We start from the raw sequence: 18902 nt of genomic DNA, 5'->3' as shown, positions 1-18902 counted from the left end.
ACAGATCTTTAGCTCTGTCCCCAACTGATTAGGAAAAAGATGAACACTATTCATGTTGATGTGGTCAGTGCAGAAGAGTCCATCTTCTCCGGTGAAGCCGTCTTCGTGGCGCTTCCCGGTGAGGCTGGCGAGCTGGGCATCAAGCCCCGCCACACGCCCCTGATCACGCGCATCAAGCCTGGCTCGGTGCGCATTGAAAAGGCCGATGGCAGCGAAGAGTTTGTGTTCGTGGCCGGTGGAATTCTGGAAGTACAGCCCCACTGCGTGACCGTGTTGTCTGACACGGCCATCCGCGGCAAGGACCTGGACGAAGAGAAAGCCAACGCAGCCAAGGCCGCGGCCGAAGAGGCGTTGAAAAACGCCAAGAACGAGATCGACATTGCGAAGATCCAGTCTGAGATCGCCATGATGGCGGCCGAGATCACGGCAGCACGCAAGTTCCTGCGCAAGAAATAAAGCGCCCTGCGCTTGCCCTGACACAACCGCCTTCGGGCGGTTTTGTCGTTTCTGGGCCGGCTTATGACAGGACGGGGGCGTCCGGCAGTTCGTTGGGGTTGTGCTGCCCAGGCTGGAGTGCGAAATGTTGCGTCAGCACGGCGCACATCGCGTCGATGGACTGGGCCAAGCCCTGTTCGTACTGGCCCGCACGCAGCGCTGTCGCCAGCTGCTGCACCACGCCTTGCCATTGGTCCGTGGGTACCACACGGTCCACGCCACGGTCGGCCACCAGCTCGATGGCGCGCTCGGCCAGGCACAGGTAAATCAACACACCATTGTTGTCTTCGGTGTCCCATACGCGCAGGCGGCCAAACTGGGCCAGCGCGCGCTGGCGCAAGAGGGTGGGGGTGTTGTCGGGGCGCAGCAGGTAGCTGTTGGGCAAGCCAGCCTCCACGCAGATGCGGATTTCTCCACTGTGCTGTGCCTCGCTGGCGACAACACGGGCTTGCAGGCGCTGCAGCACATCGGCAGACAACACGCGGTCAGCGTCTTCCATCCAGCGGTGTTTAAAAAGGCGCTGCAAACGAGACAACATCACCAGCCTCCCGAGGCACCACCGCCTCCAAAATTGCCGCCACCGCCCGAACTGAATCCCCCGCCGCCGGACCCCGAACTCCAACCACCACCGGAGCTTGTGCCACCCCAGGCCGTGTTATGTCGGTTGGAGCCGTATTTGTTGAGGCTGCTTAACAAGGTAAAAATAAGGGCGACCACGGCAGCCAGGCCCGCCAAAAGCATGCTGCTGGTGACAAACAACACCAAGCCACCGGCGATGCCGCCAGTGACCAGTGACCCCAGTTTGGTGCCCAGCACGCGGCGCACCATGCTGCCACCCACCGCCACCGCAAAAAACAAAAACACCGCCAAGTCCATCCACTGGAAGCCGGCTTGTGACCCGGTGTGGGCTGCTTGTGGCTCCGGCAAGGCCTCGCCGCGGATCAGCCCCATGATTTGCTCCAGCCCGGCGTCAATGCCCCCGGCAAAGTCGCCTTCTTTCAGGCGGGGCGCAATGGCCTGGTCAATCACGCGTTTGGCCATCAGGTCGGGGATGGCACCTTCCAGCGTCTTGGCCACTTCGATGCGTAGTTTGCGGTCGTTTTTGGCGATCAGCAGGATCAGGCCGTCGCCTACGTCCTTGCGGCCAATCTTCCAACTGTTTCCCACGCGGTTGGCGTAGCTGGTTATGTCTTCGGGGGCCGTGGTCGGCACCATCAGCAACACCACCTGGGCGCCGGTGGCCGCTTCAAAGGCCACCAGTTTGCTGTCCAGCGCCTGCTGCTGCGCGGTGCTCAGCGTGGCTGTGGTGTCGATGACATGGCTGCTCAGCGCGGGGACGGGTTGAAGGTCTTGCGCGTGCAAGACAGACGCGCATACCGCCAAGGCGAAGAACCCAACCAGCCACAGCACCCAGCCCTGGCGCCAACGAAGCAACAAGTGCATGCGGGCTTACTTCTTATTGAAGTCCACCACCGGTGGTGCACTGATGGCCGCTTCGTTCTGCACCGCAAACGCAGGTTTGGGTGCGTAGCTAAACACCATGGCCGTCAGGTTGCTGGGGAAGCTGCGCGCCAGCACGTTGTACTCCTGCACCGCCTGGATGTAGCGGTTGCGCGCCACGGTGATGCGGTTTTCGGTGCCTTCGAGCTGCACCCGCAGGTCGCTAAAGCCTTGGTTGGCTTTCAGGTTGGGGTACTGCTCGCTGACCACCATCAGGCGGCTTAACGCACTGCCCAACTCGCCTTGTGCGGCCTGGAACTTGGAAAACGCCTCGGGGTTGTTCAGCGTCTCCGGTGTCACCTGGATCGATGTGGCCTTGGCCCGCGCCTCAATCACCTTGGTCAGCGTCTCCTGCTCAAACGCGGCCTCGCCTTTGACGGTGGCCACGATGTTGGGCACCAGGTCGGCACGGCGCTGGTACTGGTTCAGCACCTCGCTCCACGCGGCCTTGGTTTGCTCGTCCAGGCGCTGAAAGTCGTTGTAGCCACAACCGCTCAACAGCGCAGTGGTCAAAGCCGCCACCAACCACGCCCAGGGCCGAAAAGAAGACAAACGCATGGGAACCTCCTGCTAATGCAACAGCCCGTACTATATAGAGCGCCACCCACCTGCACCACCATGACCCTACTCAACGCCCTGCAAGCCGCCCAGCGCGGCCCCGCGCCCCCAGCACCCCTGCCCGTGGCGTTGATCGCGGGAGCCGCAGGCACGCTGGGGGCCGAGGTGCTGCGGCGCCTGGTCGGCGGCCACCACTACCGCCAGCTGCGGGTGCTGGCGCAGGAGGACATGACCCCTGCGCTGGACCGGGTCGAAATGGTCCGTGTGCCCTCGGACGACCCCAGCGCCTGGCCACTGCAGCCCGCCACGGTGGGCGTCATCGTGTTTGACGCGCCCAATCTGTACAACGACCGTGAGCGCGCCTTGTGGACGCCACAACCCGCGCAGTTGCCCGCACTGGCCGCCTGGATGCTGCGTTGTGGTGTGCACACCCTGGCCGTGGTGGTGCCGCATGAACAGGGCCGCCTGCCGCAGGCCCTGAAAGCGGGCTTGGCCAACCTGGACGAACACGCCGTGGCCAGCATGGGTTTTCAGCGCCTGCTGCTGGTGCGCCCCGCCGTCACGCCCCAGGCGCCCCCACATGCCAATGTGCTGGAGTGGCTGGCCCACCGCATGCTGTCCATCTTTGCCTACATGGTGCCCAGCAACGAAATGCCGCCGCGCGCGGCAGACCTGGCTGCGCTGGTGGATGAGGCCTTGCGTGCCATGCCGCCCGGTGTGCACATTGCCCCACCCGAACTGGCGCGCCGCACCCGCGAGGCCACGGTGCAAGAGACCGTACGCGCCTGGCTCGCCCCCTGAGTTGGGAGAGAATTGCGCCATGCCCCGACACAAAGCCACACTGCATGCCGCCTTGGGCGGCACCCCCGACGAAGTCGAAGCCGCGTTTTACGAGGCGCTGCAGACCGGCGACATCGAAAAGCTCATGGCCTGCTGGGCCGATGAGGACGAGATTGCCTGCATCCACCCCGGCGGCCCGCGTGTGGTGGGCATGGGCGCCATCCGCGCCGCGTTTGATGCGCTGTTTGCGCACGGCGGTGCGGTGCATGTGCAGGCCGAGCAAATTCGGCGCGTCGACTCGCTGGCCAGCGCGGTGCACCATGTGCTGGAGCGGGTGGAGGTGATGACCCCCGAAGGCCCGGCCAAGGCCCATGTGTTGGCCACCAACGTGTACCACAAGACCCCGCAAGGCTGGCGCCTGGTGGTGCACCACGCCAGCCCCGGCACGGCCGAAGATGTGGCCCACACCCAGCAGACGCCCCAGGTGCTGCATTGAAGCAAAAAGTGCCACTAGCCCGCGTGGAATCTTCGCAAGCAGCTATGAATTATGTAGCGCCCCGCTGGTTGCCCGGTGGCAACCTGCAGACCATCTGGCCGGCGTTGTACTCGCGCCGCGTGTTCGGCCCGCACCCACAGTACCGGCGCGAACGCTGGGCTACGCCTGACGCGGATTTTGTGGACGTGGACTGGCTGACTAGCCCCCACGCTCCGCCGCCGTCGACGTCGCTCAAGGAGGAGCGCCCCTTGCTGGTGCTGTTCCACGGCCTGGAAGGCAGCTCCCGCAGCCACTATGCCGAAGCCTTTGCCGACTTTGCCCACACTCGCGGCATGGCCTACGCCGTACCCCATTTCCGTGGTTGCAGCGGCGAGCTGAACCACGCACCGCGTGCCTACCACTCGGGCGACTTTGCCGAGATCGGCTGGATACTGCAGCAGTTCCGCGCGAAGCACCGTGGCACCATCATTGCGGTAGGGGTGTCGCTGGGGGGCAATGCCCTGCTGCGCTGGGCGCAGGAGATGGGCGACAGCGCTGCGCAGGTGGTGCAGGGGGTGGCGGCCGTGTGTTCGCCCATCGACCTGGCTGCGGGTGGTTACGCGATTGGCCGTGGCTTCAACCGGCTGGTTTACACGCGCATGTTCCTCAACACCATGGTGCCTAAGGCGCTGCGCAAGCTAGAGCAGCACCCGGGCCTGTTCGACGGTGCGGCGCTCAAGGCCGCGCGTGACCTGTACGAGTTCGACAATATCTTCACTGCGCCGCTGCATGGCTTCAAAAGCACCGAGGACTACTGGGCCCGCGCGTCGGCCAAACCACACCTGGCCGCCATCCGCGTGCCAGCGCTGGTGGTCAACGCACGCAACGACCCCTTTGTACCCGCCTGGTGCCTGCCCTCGCAGGGCGAGGTGGGCGCACACGTGACCCTGTGGCAGCCCGCGCATGGCGGCCATGTGGGTTTTCCGCACGGGCCGGTGCCGGGCCATGTCCGCACCATGCCCGATGCCGTGGGCGGCTGGCTGGCCCGGCACTTGGCTTGAAGGGTACGCATGGACGATATCGTCAAACAAGCCATGGCCAAGTGGCCCAACGTGCCGGACTGTTATGGCTGGCTCGGGTTGGACGCACGTGGCCAATGGTTCATGCGCGACGATGCGGCCCAGGCGCAGGGCGCGTTTGCCAGTGGCCGCCCCGGCGCCAAGGGCAGCCGCCTGCAGCACGAGAAACTGATCGACTTCATCCAGCGCAACTACGCGGCCGACGCCAGCGGGCGCTGGTTTTTTCAGAACGGCCCGCAGCGTGTGTTTGTGGAACTGGAGGCCACGCCCTGGGTCTGGCGTGTGGCCGACGATGGTGCGGTGGCAGCCCACACGGGCGCGACGGTGCAGGTGCAAGAGGCGCTGCTGGACGAAGACGGTTGGCTCTACCTCGTCACCGACCTGGGTGTGGGCCTGGTCCATACGCAGGACACCGGGCGTGCGGCACAGGTGCTGGAGCAGGGCCTGTGGCCGCTGGACGCGGTGCGCCGGGTCGACCTGCCGCAGCGGTTTGGGTACGCCCTGAGCCCACAGGCGCAAACCCATTTGCTATCTAATCAATAGCTGTTTGCGCAATATCCACGGGGGGCAGACGTTGTGTCTGCCGTGGGTGGTGGGCTTATTTGGCCGCTTCGGGCGCAGCCGCCTTTTTGGGTTCCGCAAACTTGCCGCCGCTGCCGTTGACCATGTAGACCACGGCGCGTGCAATTTCAAAGTCGTCCAGGTCACCGCCGCCTTGGGCACCCATGGCACCCTTGCCCTTGAGGGCGGAGTTCAGCAAGGCATCAAAACCGGTCTTGATACGGGCACCCCAGGCACCTGCATCACCAAACTTGGGGGCGCCGGCCAAACCTGCGCCGTGGCAGGCCGCGCACTGGGCCGTGAAGACCTGCTCGCCGGTTTTCATTTCGCGGTTGGCATCGCGGATTTCGACCATGCCGACTTTCTGCAGGCGTTCGGCGGTGGACTTCTCCATGTTCACGGTGCCCGCAGCCGGTTTGTTGTCCGACGTCACGTAGTACACCAAACCAATGATCACGAAGATGGGGATCACAAAAGAGAAAAAAGCCGCCAGCAGCAATTGCTTGGGAGTCTTGATGGGACCAGTGTGGGCCTCATCGTGCGCAGTGGCGTGGCTGTTGTCGCTCATGGGTATCCTCAAAAATGTCGGGGGCTTCGAAACAGCTCGGGATTATAACGGGCACCCTCTGTGAAAACACCTACAATGCCCACTCTTCTGGACGCGGCTGTAGCTCAGTGGATAGAGTATTGGCCTCCGAAGCCAAGGGTCGTGGGTTCGATCCCCGCCAGCCGCACCATCCCCCTCACAGTGGCAAGCCCACATAGTTCTCGGCCAACACGGTCGATGCCGCCTGCGATTGCACCAGGTAGGCCAGTTCTGCCTCCTGCAGCTTTTGTCCGATCGCACCCTCGTCGGGAAAGCGGTGCATGAGGCTGGTGAACCACCACGAAAAACGCTCCCCTTTCCAGATGCGTTGCAGGCAGCGTTGCGAGTAGTGGTCCACCCCGGCGCTGGAGCGTTCCAGGTAGTACTCGATGAAGGCCATGGACAGGTACTTCACGTCGGTGGCGGCCAGGTTCAGGCCCTTGGCACCGGTGGGCGGCACGATGTGGGCTGCATCGCCGGCCAGGAACATACGGCCAAAACGCATGGGTTCGGTCACAAAGCTGCGCAGCGGTGCAATACTTTTCTCCAGCGACGGGCCGGTCACCAGCGTTTCGCGCGCCTCGGGGTCCAGGCGCATGCGCAGCTCTTGCCAGAAGGCCTCGTCGGACCAAGCCTCCGCCTTGTCGGTCAGCGGCACCTGCAGGTAATAACGGCTGCGTGTGGCGCTGCGCTGCGAACACAGCGCAAAACCGCGGCTGCTGTTGGCGTAAATCAGTTCGTGGTGCACCGGGGGCGTGTCGGCCAGCAGGCCCAGCCAGCCAAAGGGATAGACCTTCTCGTACTCGGTGATGGCGCCGGCGGGCACGCTGGCGCGGCACACACCGTGGAAGCCGTCGCAGCCGGCGATGAAGTCGCAGTCCAGGCGCTGCTGCTGGCCGTCTTTCTCATACAGGACGTATGGTTGCGCGCCATCAAAGTCGTGCACCGTGACTTTGCTCGCTTCGTAGATGGTGGGCAGGCCTGCCGCTGCGCGTGCGGCCATCAGGTCGCGCGTGACTTCGGTCTGGCCGTAGACCATGACCTGTTTGCCGCCGGTGAGGGCTTGCAGGTTGATGTGGTGGCGCGTCTCCTGGAACAACAAGTCAAAACCGCTGTGCACCAGGCCTTCGGCGTGCATACGTGCGCCCACACCGGCCTCGTCCAGCAGGTCGGTGGTCACCTGTTCCAGCACACCGGCGCGGATGCGCGAGAGCACGTAGTCGCCGCTTTGGCGCTCCAGGATGACGGCGTCAATGCCGGCCTTGTGCAAGAGCTGGCCCAGCAACAATCCTGAGGGGCCGGCACCGATGATGGCTACTTGTGTACGCATAAAAACTTCTCAGTGGAGGGAATGGACTTAGCTTAGGTCTGCCCCCTGGTTTGCGCCAACCGCACATGCGCCCATTGCGCGGTGATTGGAGTGCTTGCGCGATAATCGCGCAACATCGTTTGAAAGCCCACCATGATTCCGAGCGACCCGCACCCCGGCATTGCCAAGGCCGACCTGATAGCCGGCATGGCCAAAGGTTTGGCCGTGCTAGAGAGTTTTGACACCGAACGCCAGCGCCTCAACGCCACGCTGGCGGCCCAGCGTGCTGGCATCACACGTGCCGCCGCCCGCCGCCACCTGCTCACGCTGGCTTATCTGGGCTACCTTGAAACCGATGGCAGTTATTACTGGCTGTCCAGCAAGGTGTTGCGTTTTTCGGGCAGCTACCTGGCCTCGGCGCGTATGCCGCGGGTGCTGCAGCCCACGCTGAACCGGCTGGCGGCGCAAACGCAGGAGTCGTTTTCGGCCGTGGTGCTGGACGGGCATGAGGTGGTGATCGTGGCCCGCAGTGGCAACGACTGGCGCAGCTCACCCTCGGGCAAGGCCCAGGTGCTGGCCTATGGTCTGCACCTGGGGGCGCGCCTGCCCGCACACGCCACCTCCACCGGGCGCCTGCTGCTGGCGGCCCTGCCCAAGCCGCAGCTTGCCGCCTGGATCAAGGCGCAGCCCCTGCGGCGCCTGACCGCCCACACCGTGACCGACACCAAGGCCCTGCGCCAGAGCATTGACGCGGCGCGGCGGCAAGACTTCTACCTGGCCAGCGAAGAACACGAACTGGGCGTACTGGCCCTGGCGGTGCCGCTGCGCAATGCACAGGGAAATACGGTGGCCGCACTCAATGTGGTGGCCGCACCGCACCGCTGGACGCCACAGGCTCTGCAGAGCGAGCTGCTGCCGGTGCTGCTGGACGCGGCGCGCGAGTTGCGCCCGCTGTTGTAGGGCGCCGTGTTTTTTAAGCGCGCGCAGGCGCAGGCAACCTAAAATGCACCGCACACCCGCACGCAGCGGACGGATTCGGGTTGCCGGCCCGGTTTGCTGCAGGGCCCGCCTTGCCGGTTTTCCCCTTTACCTTCCCCACCCCATGCCCTTTTCCGACCTCGGTATTTCCCCCGCACTGGCGCACGCCATGGTGCTGCAGGGCTTTGTCTTGCCCACGCCCGTGCAAGCCCAAACCGTGCCCGTGGCCCTGGGCGGGCAAGACGTGCTGGCCTGTGCACAAACCGGCTCTGGCAAAACCGCCGCCTACGCCATGGTGCTGTTGGCGCAACTGGCCAGCCGCACACCACACAAGCCCCGCCAGGCCACCGCGCTGGTGGTGGTGCCCACACGTGAGCTGGCCACCCAGGTCGGCGACACATTGCGCACCCTGGCCCAACACGCGGGCCAGGCGGCCCGGGTGACGGTGCTGTTTGGTGGCGTCTCCATCAACCCGCAGCTCATGGGCCTGCGCGGCGGCACCGACATCGTGGTGGCCACGCCGGGCCGTTTGCTCGACGTGGTGGACCACCGCGCGTTGAACCTGGGCGGGGTGCAGACCCTGGTGCTGGACGAGGCCGACCGCCTGCTGGACCTGGGTTTCGCGCAGGAGCTGGACCGCATTCGCAGCCTGCTGCCCGCACGCCACCAGAGCCTGCTGTACTCGGCCACCTTTCCGGCCGCGGTGCGCGCCATGGCACAGGCCAGCCTGCACAGCCCGGTGGAGGTGAATGTGGTGGCCGAGGAGGGCGAGCAGCCCGACATTGCCCAGCGTGCCATCCAGGTGGATGCCAGCCAGCGCACCCAGCTGCTGCGCCACCTGATTGCCGAGCAGGGCTGGAGCCGGGTGCTGGTGTTTGTGGCCACCAAATATGCCGCCGAGATGGTGGCTGACAAACTGCGCCGCGCCGGCCTGCTGGCCGAGCCCTTCCACGCCCAGTTGAGCCAGGGCAAACGCACCCAGGTGCTGATGGACTTCAAGGCCTCGGCCATTGGGGTGGTGGTGGCCACCGATGTGGCGGCACGTGGCATCGACATCAGCGATCTGCCGGTGGTGGTGAACTTTGACCTGCCGCGCTCTGCCACTGACTACACCCACCGCATCGGCCGCACCGCACGCGCCGGCGCCAGCGGCCTGGCGGTGAGTTTTGTCACGGCCGACATGGAGGCGCACTTCCGCCTGATCGAAAAGCGCCACCGCATCAGCATTGCACGCGAGCAGGTGACGGGTTTTGCGCCCGCGGCCACCGCGCCGGTGGCCACGCTGGGTGGCGGCATCAAGGGCCACCGCCCCAGCAAAAAAGACAAGCTGCGCGCGGCGGGACTGCTGCCACCCTTGGCATAAATGCTATTCATTTAGTAGCTGCTCGCGCAATATCCACGGGGGCTAGAGCCCTGTTTGGCATGTAAATAAGGGGCTATCCCATGTCGGATGACTACCAGATCGAGATTCCGCAGAGTTTTCTGGCCCTGTACACCGACACCCGGCGCAACCGCCTGCACACACCCTGGCCAGAGGTGGTGCAGCGCTACGAGCTGTGCGAAGACCTGGCCAACCTGCTCACCACCACCGCACGCGACATGGAGTTCAGCCTCGGAATCACCGAGTCGGACGTGTTGTCGCGTGTCCACCAGGGGCTGCTGGGCGAGGCAGCGGTGGTCACGCCGGCCGAGGCGCAGTGGGTGGTGTGCCGCCTGGCCGAGCTGCTGGCTTGGGCCTTGCCGCTGTAACCTTTCTGTAACCGCATTACCTGAGGTGCCCAAAAATGATGCATGTCTGGTTTTTTATCTCCATTGGACAAAATCGGTTTTGAAATTTGCTTTTGAAGCTGATTTTTGAGGGTTTTCCCTGAGTTGTGTGGCGTGTAATCTGGTTACATTTTGGGTCGTAGCGGAGGCACCGCTGTCCAACCGTCAGGAGCATGCATATGAGTCAGTCCGATGTCCGTTTGCGCGGAATCGTCAAAAACTACGGCAAGGCCGATGTCATCCATGGCATCGATCTGGACATCGAACCCGGTGAGTTCACCGTGTTTGTGGGGCCGTCCGGCTGTGGCAAAACCACCTTGTTGCGCATGATTGCGGGCCTGGAAGAGATTTCCGGCGGCGACCTCAACATCGGCGGCGTACGTGTCAACGAGCTTGGCCCGTCCGAACGCGGCGTGGCCATGGTGTTCCAGAGTTACGCGCTGTACCCGCACAAGACCGTCTACGACAACATGGCTTTCGCCCTCAAGATAGCCAAGACGCCCAAGGCCGAGATTGAGCGCCGCGTGCGCGAAGCCTCCGAGATCCTGCAGCTCACCGAGTACCTGGACCGCTTGCCCAAAGCCCTGTCAGGCGGCCAGCGCCAGCGCGTAGCGATTGGCCGGGCCATCGTGCGCGACCCCAAGGTGTTTTTGTTTGACGAGCCGCTGTCCAACCTGGATGCTGCCCTGCGCACCAAGATGCGCGTGGAGCTGGCCACGCTGCACCGCCGCCTGGGTGCCACCATGGTCTATGTGACCCACGACCAGGTCGAGGCCATGACATTGGCCGACAAGATTGTGGTGCTCAACAAAGGTCGGGTCGAGCAGGTCGGCCGTCCGCTGGAGCTGTACAACAAGCCCGCCAGCATGTTTGTGGCGGGGTTTATTGGCTCCCCCCAAATGAACTTTTTGGGCGGCGACATTGCGGCCCGGCACAACGTGGCCACGATTGGTTTGCGCCCGGAGCACCTCAAGGTGCAAGCCGGCGGCCCCATCCAGGGCACGCTCAAACATTCCGAACAACTGGGCAACGAGACCTTTGCCTATGTCAGCGCCGGGGCGTTTGGCGACATCACCGCGCGTATGGATGGCACGCTGGGGCTGGAGCCCGGCAAGCCGATTGAGCTGGGCTTTGTGCCCGAGCACCTGTACCGCTTCAACGCCGAAGGCAAACGCGTCGACTGACGCGCTGAGGGATTCATTTTTTTACGTGTTGCGGATGGGCCGCGGCACAACAAGAGGAGAGAGACGATGTTCAAGAAATCCATGATCGCCGGGGCTTCGGCTTTGGCATTGGGCGCGCTGGTAAATCCGGCACTGGCTGCAGACTACAAGGGCCCGGACCTGAAGGGTGAAGTCATCACCGTGACTTGCCCTTGGACCGGTGCCGAAGAAGGCATGTTCAAAAAGGTGGTGGCCAATTTTGAGAAAGCCACCGGCGCAACCGTGAAACATTCCTGTTCGCAAAGCTCCGAGCAGCAAATCGTGATCGACATCAAGGCCGGCTCGCCGTCCAACATCTCGGTGTTCCCCCAGCCGGGTCTGGCCGCCAACATGGCCGCCATCGACGGCCTGAAACCCCTGGGCCCCAAGGCACAAGAGTGGGTGAAGAAGAACTACGCCGCTGGCAGCTCCTGGGCCGACCTGGGCACCTACGCCAACAAGGCTGGCAAAAAAGAGTTCTACGGCATGTTCTACAACGTGAACGTGAAGAGCCTGGTCTGGTACCTGCCTGAGAACTTCAAGGAAAAGGGCTACAAAGTACCCAAGTCCATGGAAGACCTGCAGGCCCTGACCAAGAAAATTGCCGCTGACGGCGGCAAGCCCTGGTGTATCGGCCTGGGCTCGGACGCTGCCACCGGCTGGCCCGCCACCGACTGGGTGGAGGACATGATGTTGCGCACCCAGACCCCCGAGGTGTACGACGGCTGGGTCAGCAACAAAGTCAAGTTCAACGACAAACGAGTGGTGGAAGCCATTGAGGCCTACGGCTGGTTTGCCAAGAACGACGCCTATGTGGACGGCGGCGCCAAGGCCGTGGCCACCGTGAGCTTCAAGGACAGCCCCAAGGGTCTGTTCGGTTCGCCTCCCAAGTGCTACATGCACCGTCAAGCTTCCTTCATTCCCGCCTTCTTCCCTGACGGCAAGGCCGACGAAGCCGACTTCTTCTACTTCCCGTCCTTTGCCAGCAAGAAGCTGGGCAACCCGGTTCTGGGCGGCGGCACCATCCTGACCATCACCAAGGACAGCAAGGGCGCCCGTGCCTTCATGGAGTACCTGCAGCATCCCCAGTCGCATGAAATCTGGATGGCCGAAGGCGGCTTCCTGACCCCGCACAAGGGTGTAGACCTGGCCAAGTACAAGACTGCGTCGCTGAAGAAGCAGGGCGAGATTTTGCAAAACGCCACGACCTTCCGCTTTGACGGTTCCGACCTGATGCCTGGCGCCGTGGGTGCGGGCAGCTTCTGGAAGGGCATGGTCAACTACTCTGGTGGTCAGTCGGCCCAAGCCGTGGCAGACGAAATCCAGAAGAGCTGGGACGCTATCAAGTAAGTATCTCCTCTGACCGCGCAGTGGTGCGCGTCTTCCGGCCGGCGGCTTGCGGGCTGCCGGCCCTTTTGAATCCCTGTCGAACTCTTCTTCACGCAACGTACCAGAGCGCGTCCCATGACCGATCAAATCCTCCAGACCCTGACTGCGGTGGTGGTCAGCATTGCGTTTTGCCTGCTGTACTTTGCCGGCTCCAATTTCTTGCTCGACAAAATTGTCCACCTGCCCATTGGCAGCAAGAGTGGGCGCGAGCGGGTTCGCGCCAGCGTGCGGCCCTGGTTGTTCCTGGCACCGGCGCTGTTTCTGCTGGGCATGTACCTGCTCTACCCGCTGTTCGAAACCTTTCGCCTGAGCTTCTTCGACGCGACGGGTGAGCAGTTTGTCGGTTGGGCCAATTACCAATGGGTGTTGGTCGACCAGAATTTTTTGATCACCATCCGCAACAACTTCATGTGGCTGCTGGTGGTGCCGGCGGCGGCTACCGCACTGGGTCTGATCGTGGCGGTGTTGGCTGACCGCGTCTGGTGGGGCGGTTTTGCCAAGTCCATGGTGTTCATGCCCATGGCCATCAGTTTTGTGGGGGCTAGTGTGATCTGGAAGTTTGTCTACGACTTCCGTGGCCCCGATGCCGAGCAGATTGGTATCTTGAACGCCATGGTGATGGGCATGGGTTTTGAGCCCCAGGCCTGGGTCACGGTGCCGTTCTGGAACAACTTCTTCCTCATGGCCATCCTGATCTGGATCCAGACCGGTTTTGCCATGGTCATTTTGTCTGCCGCGCTGCGCGGTGTGCCACACGAAACGATTGAAGCGGCGCGCATCGATGGTGCCAGCGAATTGCAGATCTTCTTTGAAATCATGGTGCCGCAGGTCATGTCCACCGTGCTGGTGGTGTGGACCACCATCACCATCACCGTGCTCAAGGTGTTTGACATCGTGATGGCCATGACCGGTGGCCAGTGGGACACCAGCGTGTTGGCCAACCTGATGTACGACTGGATGTTCCGCGGCGGTGGTGATTACGGGCGCAGCTCCACGCTGGCCATGGTGCTCATGTTCGCCGTCATTCCCGTCATGGCATTCAACATCCGCCGGTTCCGTACCGAGGAGGCACAACGATGAAAAAATACTTCAGCCTGCCATCGCTGGCCGCCCAGGCTTTGCTGCTGGCTATCGTGCTGGTGTGGGTGCTGCCCACCTTCGGCCTGTTCGTCTCCAGCTTTCGCGACAAGCAGCAACTGGTGTCCAGCGGCTGGTGGACCTCGCTGTCCACTCAAACCCGTGCCGACATGCGCCGCACCGGTGGTGGCCAAAGCGCGGTGCAGGATGGCGACAAGACCGTCATCCAGGGACGGCTCCTGGGCGAGCAATCGGCCGTGCGCATCAAGCAGTTTTCGCTCAAGTCGTCCAACCCCAAAGAGTTTGCCGTGGGCACCGTGGCCGAGGTGGGGGATGGTCAGGTGTTTGACGAAGAAGACGGCAAACCCGACGGCACGCTAACCGTGGCGGCCGATGGGGCCTACCGCTTGGAGCTCAATGCGCCGTACGACAAGGACCGTGGCATTCGGGTGTTCTACGTGGCCGAGTCTCCCCCCGTGTTTCTGACGCAGAACTACGAAAAGGTGGTGGCCTCCGAAGGCGTGGGCCAGGCCTTTCTCAACACCTTCAAGGTCACGATCCCCGCCACTTTCATTCCCATCCTGATTGCGGCCTTTGCGGCGTACGCGTTCAGCTGGATGGAGTTTCCAGGGCGCAAGTGGTTGTTTGTGGTGGTGGTGGGCCTGCTGGTGGTGCCGCTGCAGATGTCGTTGATTCCGCTGCTGCGCCTGTACAACCAATTGGGCGAAACCTTTGGCATGGAGTCCAAGTCATACCTGGGGGTGTGGCTGGCGCATTCGGCCTTTGGCTTGCCACTGGCCATCTATCTGCTGCGCAACTACATCGCCTCGCTCCCCCGCGACATCATCGAGAGCGCGCGCATGGACGGGGCTTCGCACTTCCAGATTTTCATAGGCATCGTGCTGCCGCTGTCGATTCCCGCGCTGGCCAGCTTTGCCATCTTCCAGTTCCTCTGGGTGTGGAATGACTTTTTGATCGCCCTGGTTTTCCTGGGCAAGGCGCCCGACCAGATCGTGCTGACCATCAAGCTCAACGATCTGTTGGGTTCGCGCGGCGAAAGCTGGGAAATCCTGACCGCCAGCGCCTTTGTGTCCATTGCCGTGCCGGTGGCGGTGTTCTTCTCGCTGCAGCGATTTTTTGTGCGCGGTTTGCTGTCCGGTTCTGTCAAATAATCTTCTTCACTTTTCGTTTTCTGTATGACCAAAGCATCGAATGACAACTGGTGGCGCGGCGGCGTCATCTACCAAATTTACCCCCGCAGTTTTGCCGACAGCAATGGCGACGGCATTGGGGATCTGGACGGCATCACCGCCAAGCTGGACTACGTGGCCGCACTGGGGGCCGACGGCATCTGGCTCTCGCCCTTCTTCAAGAGCCCGATGAAGGACTTTGGTTACGACGTCAGCGACTACTGCGATGTGGACCCGATGTTTGGCACCGTGGCCGATTTCCGCAAGCTGGTGGACCGTGCCCATGCACTGGGCCTGAAGGTCATGATTGATCAGGTGCTCTCGCACAGCTCCGACCAGCACCCCTGGTTTGTGGAGAGCCGCTCCAGCCTTACCAACCCCAAGGCCGACTGGTACGTGTGGGCCGACGCCAAGAGCGACGGCACGCCGCCCAACAACTGGCTCTCCATCTTTGGCGGTAGCGCATGGCAGTGGGACACGCGCCGCTGCCAGTACTACATGCACAACTTCCTGACCAGCCAGCCGGACTTGAATTTCCACAGCCCTGAGGTGCAGAACGCTTTGCTGGACACGGTGAAGTTCTGGCTGGACCTGGGCGTAGATGGTTACCGCCTGGATACGGCCAACTTCTATTTCCACGACGCCCAGTTGCGCAGCAATCCTGCGCGTGGCCGCCCTGATGGGGAAGACCCTGCTGTCAATGCTGTGAACCCCTATGGTTGGCAGTGGCACCAACATGACAAGAGCCAGCCCGAAAACCTGGCCTTCTTGCGTCGCCTGCGCGCGCTGCTGGACCAGTACCCCAACACCACCATGGTCGGTGAAATTGGTGACGACGACGGCCTGGCCCGCGTGGCCGAGTACACCAGTGGCGGCGACAAACTGCACATGGCGTATTGCTTTGACCTGCTAGGCACCGCCCACAGCGCAGCGCACTTCCGCGGTTTTGTGCAGCGTTTTGAAGAAGTGGCACCCGGGGGCTGGCCCTGCTGGGCACTGTCCAACCACGATGTGGTGCGTGTGGCCAGCCGCTGGGGCCAGGGCACGCAGGCTGCCCACCCAGAGCTCTTGCGCCTGGGCGCTGCCCTGCAAATGAGCCTACGTGGCTCGCCCTGCATTTACCAGGGTGACGAGCTGGGCCTGCCCGAAGCCGACATTGCGTTCGAAGATCTGCAAGACCCCTACGGCATCACCATGTGGCCCGAGTTCAAGGGTCGCGACGGTTGCCGCACGGCCCACCCATGGTCCAAGGACTCGGCCGATCTGGGCTTCTCCAGTGCAGCCAAACCGGTGGCCCCTTGGTTGCCGGTGATCGAGCCGCACCGCGCGCTGGCGGTCGATGTGCAGGAGCGAGATGCGGGCTCGCTGCTTAACTTCTACCATGGACTGCTGCGCTGGCGCAAAAACCAGCCAGCATTGGTCAGCGGCACGCTCACCGTGTTGCCGGCGCACCCGCAGGTGCTGGCTTTTGTGCGTGCCTTTGAAGGCCAGCAGGTGCTGTGTGTATTCAACTTCAGCGACACCGCTGTGCAGTGGGAGATCCCTGCGACCTACGCCGCGTCCACGGTGCTGGCAGGCAGTGGCCTGGCCGATGCACCCCGCGCAGGCAACACGCTGCAGCTAGCACCGTGGGGTGGGGCTTACTACCAACTGGGTTAAGCTGTACGCTCAGGGGCTGGCACCATTTGGACCGTGCCGCTCCCCCCTGAAATTCCCCTGATGCCTCCCGTCACTCGCCCGCGTCTCAACACCATTGCCGGCCCCTTGCTGGGCGAGTTTTTACTGGGCATGAGTGTGGCCATGGGGGGCTTGTGGTTGGCCTCGCAGACCTCGGATGCCGCTGCCGGCGCGTTTGGCTTGGTGAACCAGATTCTGGAAACCCTGTTTGTGGTGTTCCGTGTGCTGGCGATTGGCCTGGGCGTGGTGGTGACCCAGTACCTGGGCGGTGGGCAGCATGCCGCCTCGCGGCGGGCTGCCTTGCTGGCCCTGGGGGCCAGCACCTGGGCGGGTGTTCTGGTGGTCTGTACGGTAGTGGCAGGCAATGATCTGGTGCTGGACTGGCTCAATGCGCCCGAGGCGATCGTGGCACTGGCCGCACCGTTTTTGCAGTGGTTTGCGCCTGCACTGATGCTGGAGGCCTACAACCTGAGCATGGCCTCCGTGCTACGTGCCCATCTTTTCTCGCGCGACTCCCTCAAGGTCATGATCGTCATGCACAGCAGTCACTTGCTGTTGGCCGCCGTGTTGATGCGCGGCTGGGGCGAGTGGGACGGCATGGGATTGGAGGGCTACGCAATTGCCATGCTGGTCAGCCGCGCACTGGGGCTGGTGATGCATTTGTGGTTCTGGCGCATCCGCATGCATCTGGTGCCGCAAGGGCGCGATTGGTGGGCGGCGAGCTGGAAAGACCTGGGGCCGGTGCTGCGCGTGGGCTTGCCCGGCGCTGGAGTCGAGGTAGCGTACCGCGGCGCCTTCATGGTGTCGGTGGCGGCCACGGCTCGCTTGGGTGTGACGGCACTGGCCACCCACTCTTACACCCTGCAACTGCTCAAGTATGTGCTGCTGACCAGCATGGCTATTGGGTGGGCCTGCGAGATCATGGTGGGCCGGCTGGTGGGCGCGGGCGACTTGCGTGTGGCCAACGGCCTGGTGCGCAAGGCGGTGCGCAATGGGCTGCTGGCCTCGGGGTCGCTGGCACTGCTGGCTGCGCTGGGCGCCCCTTGGCTGATGCGCATGTTTACCAAAGACCCGGCGGTGATTCAGGCCGCCCAGACTCTGTTGTGGATTTCATTGGTCTTGGAAACCGGGCGCGTATTCAACCTGATCTTGAACGGGGCCCTGCGGGCGACGGGCGACGCGATTTACCCCGCGGCCTCCAGCGTGGCCTCGCTGGTGTTGGTGCTGGGCGTGGGGTCGTTCTGGCTGGGCCGTCTGTTTGGCCTGCCTGGCATCTGGATGGCTTACGCCATTGACGAATGGATTCGTGGCTTGTTGCTCTTGGCTCGCTGGCTGTGGCGCGGTTGGTTGCCCAACGCGCGCGACAGCCGTAGACGCTTGCGCGCCGGCGAGTAAGCGACGACCTAACCAAAGGTGCAGGGCAAGACGCCTTGCACGCCGGGCTCCAAGACAAAAATGCTACCGGCCAGCGGATAACGCTCCAGCGTGGCACCGTCCAGGCCCACACGGGCGCTGGTGACCAGCAGCAGGTCCAGGTTTTTGCCACCAAAGGCCATGCTGGTGATCTGCGGCGCGGGCAGAGGGATGGTGCGCAGCAAGGTGCCTTGCGGTGCGAACTGCCGTATGCAGCTGCCACCCCAAAACGCCACCCACACATTGCCATCGCGGTCCAGCGTCATGCCATCCGGCGTGCCCTCTTCACCGCCAAACTTGTTCCACACCGTCTTGCCGGACAGCACGCCTTGGGGCGACAGGTCGTAGCGGTAGACGGTATCCAGGAACGAGTCGGTGTGCAGCATCCAACTACCGTCGTGTGCGATGGCCGGGCCGTTGGCGATGTAGATGCCGCTTTCGACCACGCTGATTTCCCCCGACGGTGCGAGCTGGGCCAGGCGGCCCTGGCGCAAACCAGGTTCGTCGTTGCGCATGGAGCCGGCCCAGATGCGGCCATGGCAATCGGCCTTGCCGTCGTTCAGGCGCACCAGTGGTTCACCGGGGTGGGGCGTGCCCATGGGTTCGATGCGCAGCTCCGGCTCCAGCCAAAGGCGCACAAAGCCCGACTGCAGGCCGGCCATGAAACCATCGCCATCGGCGCGCGGTACCAGCCAGCAAATGCGCTCGGGCATGGCCCAGCTTTGGCGCGTGTCCGTGGCCGGTGTCCAAGCGTGCAGGGCCTTGCCGTGGATGTCAACGAAGAAGAAACGGTCGCTGGCGGCGTGCCACAGCGGGCCCTCGCCCAGCAGCAGTTCCGCAGGCCAGACGGTGCGAATGGGGGGCAT

The 18902-nt window shown here is 63.3% G+C and carries 20 protein-coding genes and 1 tRNA gene; 15 read left to right on the top strand and 6 right to left on the bottom strand.

Going from position 1 to position 18902, the window contains the following annotated elements; genetic code table 11:
• Positions 1–39: 39 nt before the first annotated feature.
• Positions 40–456: a F0F1 ATP synthase subunit epsilon gene (locus C5F53_RS12295; protein WP_105261668.1), complete on the top strand. Its 417-nt coding sequence runs from the start codon at positions 40–42 to the stop codon at positions 454–456.
• 61 nt (positions 457–517) lie between these two features.
• Here the strand turns inward: C5F53_RS12295 and C5F53_RS12290 are convergent, their stop codons facing one another.
• Genes C5F53_RS12290 through C5F53_RS12280 form a run of 3 tightly spaced genes read right to left on the bottom strand, consistent with a single transcriptional unit; the run spans position 518 to position 2553 of the window.
• Positions 518–1033 (bottom strand): TPM domain-containing protein, encoded by a 516-nt coding sequence (locus C5F53_RS12290; RefSeq protein WP_105261667.1) that lies wholly within the window; start codon positions 1031–1033, stop codon positions 518–520.
• Positions 1033–1938, bottom strand: a complete 906-nt coding sequence (locus tag C5F53_RS12285) for a YgcG family protein (RefSeq protein ID WP_105261666.1) — start codon at positions 1936–1938, stop codon at positions 1033–1035. The genes C5F53_RS12290 and C5F53_RS12285 overlap by 1 nt, the downstream gene beginning before the upstream one ends.
• Before the next feature lie 6 nt (positions 1939–1944).
• Positions 1945–2553: a LemA family protein gene (locus C5F53_RS12280; protein WP_105261665.1), complete on the bottom strand. Its 609-nt coding sequence runs from the start codon at positions 2551–2553 to the stop codon at positions 1945–1947.
• Positions 2554–2613: 60 nt separating this feature from the next.
• Between C5F53_RS12280 and C5F53_RS12275 the strand changes: the two genes are divergently transcribed.
• From C5F53_RS12275 to C5F53_RS12260, 4 genes are read left to right on the top strand one after another with little or no spacing between them, the layout of a single operon-like run.
• Complete coding sequence (locus C5F53_RS12275; RefSeq protein ID WP_236635357.1) at positions 2614–3354, top strand: hypothetical protein; 741 nt, start codon at positions 2614–2616, stop codon at positions 3352–3354.
• Between the two features lie 19 nt (positions 3355–3373).
• Complete coding sequence (locus tag C5F53_RS12270) at positions 3374–3829, top strand: nuclear transport factor 2 family protein (RefSeq protein ID WP_105261663.1); 456 nt, start codon at positions 3374–3376, stop codon at positions 3827–3829.
• A 44-nt stretch (positions 3830–3873) separates the two neighbouring features.
• The gene (locus C5F53_RS12265; protein ID WP_105261662.1) at positions 3874–4869 is read left to right on the top strand and encodes a YheT family hydrolase; all 996 of its coding nucleotides are present in this window, start codon (positions 3874–3876) and stop codon (positions 4867–4869) included.
• Positions 4870–4878: 9 nt separating this feature from the next.
• Complete coding sequence (locus C5F53_RS12260; protein ID WP_105261661.1) at positions 4879–5430, top strand: DUF2946 family protein; 552 nt, start codon at positions 4879–4881, stop codon at positions 5428–5430.
• 55 nt (positions 5431–5485) lie between these two features.
• Here C5F53_RS12260 and C5F53_RS12255 read toward each other — a convergent pair whose 3' ends face one another.
• On the bottom strand, positions 5486–6016 hold the full coding sequence (locus tag C5F53_RS12255; protein WP_105261660.1) for a cytochrome c5 family protein: 531 nt from the start codon (positions 6014–6016) through the stop codon (positions 5486–5488).
• A gap of 93 nt (positions 6017–6109) precedes the next feature.
• Here C5F53_RS12255 and C5F53_RS12250 point away from each other — a divergent pair.
• Positions 6110–6185, top strand: a tRNA-Arg gene (locus tag C5F53_RS12250).
• A 6-nt stretch (positions 6186–6191) separates the two neighbouring features.
• Here the strand turns inward: C5F53_RS12250 and pobA are convergent.
• The gene (pobA, locus tag C5F53_RS12245) at positions 6192–7364 is read right to left on the bottom strand and encodes a 4-hydroxybenzoate 3-monooxygenase (protein ID WP_105261659.1); all 1173 of its coding nucleotides are present in this window, start codon (positions 7362–7364) and stop codon (positions 6192–6194) included.
• 132 nt (positions 7365–7496) lie between these two features.
• On the opposite strand from pobA, the gene C5F53_RS12240 reads away from it, so the two are divergent.
• The 9 genes from C5F53_RS12240 to C5F53_RS12200 all read left to right on the top strand — a co-directional run bounded on the left by C5F53_RS12240 (position 7497) and on the right by C5F53_RS12200 (position 18018).
• Entirely contained in the window at positions 7497–8303 is an 807-nt protein-coding gene (locus C5F53_RS12240; RefSeq protein ID WP_105261658.1) for an IclR family transcriptional regulator C-terminal domain-containing protein, read from the top strand.
• Between the two features lie 142 nt (positions 8304–8445).
• A complete protein-coding gene (locus C5F53_RS12235; protein WP_105261657.1) occupies positions 8446–9684 on the top strand; it encodes a DEAD/DEAH box helicase in 1239 nt (412 codons plus the stop codon).
• 80 nt (positions 9685–9764) lie between these two features.
• The gene (locus tag C5F53_RS12230; protein ID WP_105261656.1) at positions 9765–10070 is read left to right on the top strand and encodes an ATPase with chaperone activity; all 306 of its coding nucleotides are present in this window, start codon (positions 9765–9767) and stop codon (positions 10068–10070) included.
• Positions 10071–10267: 197 nt separating this feature from the next.
• Positions 10268–11272 (top strand): ABC transporter ATP-binding protein, encoded by a 1005-nt coding sequence (locus C5F53_RS12225; protein ID WP_105261655.1) that lies wholly within the window; start codon positions 10268–10270, stop codon positions 11270–11272.
• 66 nt (positions 11273–11338) lie between these two features.
• Positions 11339–12640, top strand: coding sequence for an ABC transporter substrate-binding protein (locus tag C5F53_RS12220; protein ID WP_105261654.1), 1302 nt, complete (start codon positions 11339–11341; stop codon positions 12638–12640).
• 114 nt (positions 12641–12754) lie between these two features.
• A complete protein-coding gene (locus C5F53_RS12215) occupies positions 12755–13759 on the top strand; it encodes a carbohydrate ABC transporter permease (RefSeq protein WP_105261653.1) in 1005 nt (334 codons plus the stop codon).
• Complete coding sequence (locus tag C5F53_RS12210; RefSeq protein ID WP_105261652.1) at positions 13756–14928, top strand: carbohydrate ABC transporter permease; 1173 nt, start codon at positions 13756–13758, stop codon at positions 14926–14928. Before C5F53_RS12215 ends, C5F53_RS12210 begins: the two co-directional genes overlap by 4 nt.
• Before the next feature lie 24 nt (positions 14929–14952).
• Positions 14953–16605, top strand: coding sequence for an alpha-glucosidase family protein (locus C5F53_RS12205; protein WP_105261651.1), 1653 nt, complete (start codon positions 14953–14955; stop codon positions 16603–16605).
• Between the two features lie 60 nt (positions 16606–16665).
• Entirely contained in the window at positions 16666–18018 is a 1353-nt protein-coding gene (locus tag C5F53_RS12200; protein WP_105261650.1) for an MATE family efflux transporter, read from the top strand.
• 8 nt (positions 18019–18026) lie between these two features.
• On the opposite strand, the gene C5F53_RS12195 is transcribed toward C5F53_RS12200, so the two are convergent.
• On the bottom strand, positions 18027–18902 hold the full coding sequence (locus C5F53_RS12195) for an SMP-30/gluconolactonase/LRE family protein (RefSeq protein WP_161499927.1): 876 nt from the start codon (positions 18900–18902) through the stop codon (positions 18027–18029).

This window comes from Rhodoferax sp. TS-BS-61-7, assembly GCF_002943465.1.
GTDB lineage: Bacteria > Pseudomonadota > Gammaproteobacteria > Burkholderiales > Burkholderiaceae_C > Allorhodoferax.
Note: the sequence above shows the minus strand (reverse complement) of the source record. Positions and strands in the feature narration are given on the sequence as shown.

Coding starts and splice junctions, on each gene's coding strand:
- C5F53_RS12295 (WP_105261668.1), top strand. CDS start 40: ATGAACACTATTCATGTTGATGTGGTCAGTGCAGAAGAGTCCATCTTC.
- C5F53_RS12290 (WP_105261667.1), bottom strand. CDS start 1,033: ATGTTGTCTCGTTTGCAGCGCCTTTTTAAACACCGCTGGATGGAAGAC.
- C5F53_RS12285 (WP_105261666.1), bottom strand. CDS start 1,938: ATGCACTTGTTGCTTCGTTGGCGCCAGGGCTGGGTGCTGTGGCTGGTT.
- C5F53_RS12280 (WP_105261665.1), bottom strand. CDS start 2,553: ATGCGTTTGTCTTCTTTTCGGCCCTGGGCGTGGTTGGTGGCGGCTTTG.
- C5F53_RS12275 (WP_236635357.1), top strand. CDS start 2,614: ATGACCCTACTCAACGCCCTGCAAGCCGCCCAGCGCGGCCCCGCGCCC.
- C5F53_RS12270 (WP_105261663.1), top strand. CDS start 3,374: ATGCCCCGACACAAAGCCACACTGCATGCCGCCTTGGGCGGCACCCCC.
- C5F53_RS12265 (WP_105261662.1), top strand. CDS start 3,874: ATGAATTATGTAGCGCCCCGCTGGTTGCCCGGTGGCAACCTGCAGACC.
- C5F53_RS12260 (WP_105261661.1), top strand. CDS start 4,879: ATGGACGATATCGTCAAACAAGCCATGGCCAAGTGGCCCAACGTGCCG.
- C5F53_RS12255 (WP_105261660.1), bottom strand. CDS start 6,016: ATGAGCGACAACAGCCACGCCACTGCGCACGATGAGGCCCACACTGGT.
- pobA (WP_105261659.1), bottom strand. CDS start 7,364: ATGCGTACACAAGTAGCCATCATCGGTGCCGGCCCCTCAGGATTGTTG.
- C5F53_RS12240 (WP_105261658.1), top strand. CDS start 7,497: ATGATTCCGAGCGACCCGCACCCCGGCATTGCCAAGGCCGACCTGATA.
- C5F53_RS12235 (WP_105261657.1), top strand. CDS start 8,446: ATGCCCTTTTCCGACCTCGGTATTTCCCCCGCACTGGCGCACGCCATG.
- C5F53_RS12230 (WP_105261656.1), top strand. CDS start 9,765: ATGTCGGATGACTACCAGATCGAGATTCCGCAGAGTTTTCTGGCCCTG.
- C5F53_RS12225 (WP_105261655.1), top strand. CDS start 10,268: ATGAGTCAGTCCGATGTCCGTTTGCGCGGAATCGTCAAAAACTACGGC.
- C5F53_RS12220 (WP_105261654.1), top strand. CDS start 11,339: ATGTTCAAGAAATCCATGATCGCCGGGGCTTCGGCTTTGGCATTGGGC.
- C5F53_RS12215 (WP_105261653.1), top strand. CDS start 12,755: ATGACCGATCAAATCCTCCAGACCCTGACTGCGGTGGTGGTCAGCATT.
- C5F53_RS12210 (WP_105261652.1), top strand. CDS start 13,756: ATGAAAAAATACTTCAGCCTGCCATCGCTGGCCGCCCAGGCTTTGCTG.
- C5F53_RS12205 (WP_105261651.1), top strand. CDS start 14,953: ATGACCAAAGCATCGAATGACAACTGGTGGCGCGGCGGCGTCATCTAC.
- C5F53_RS12200 (WP_105261650.1), top strand. CDS start 16,666: ATGCCTCCCGTCACTCGCCCGCGTCTCAACACCATTGCCGGCCCCTTG.
- C5F53_RS12195 (WP_161499927.1), bottom strand. CDS start 18,902: ATGCCCCCCATTCGCACCGTCTGGCCTGCGGAACTGCTGCTGGGCGAG.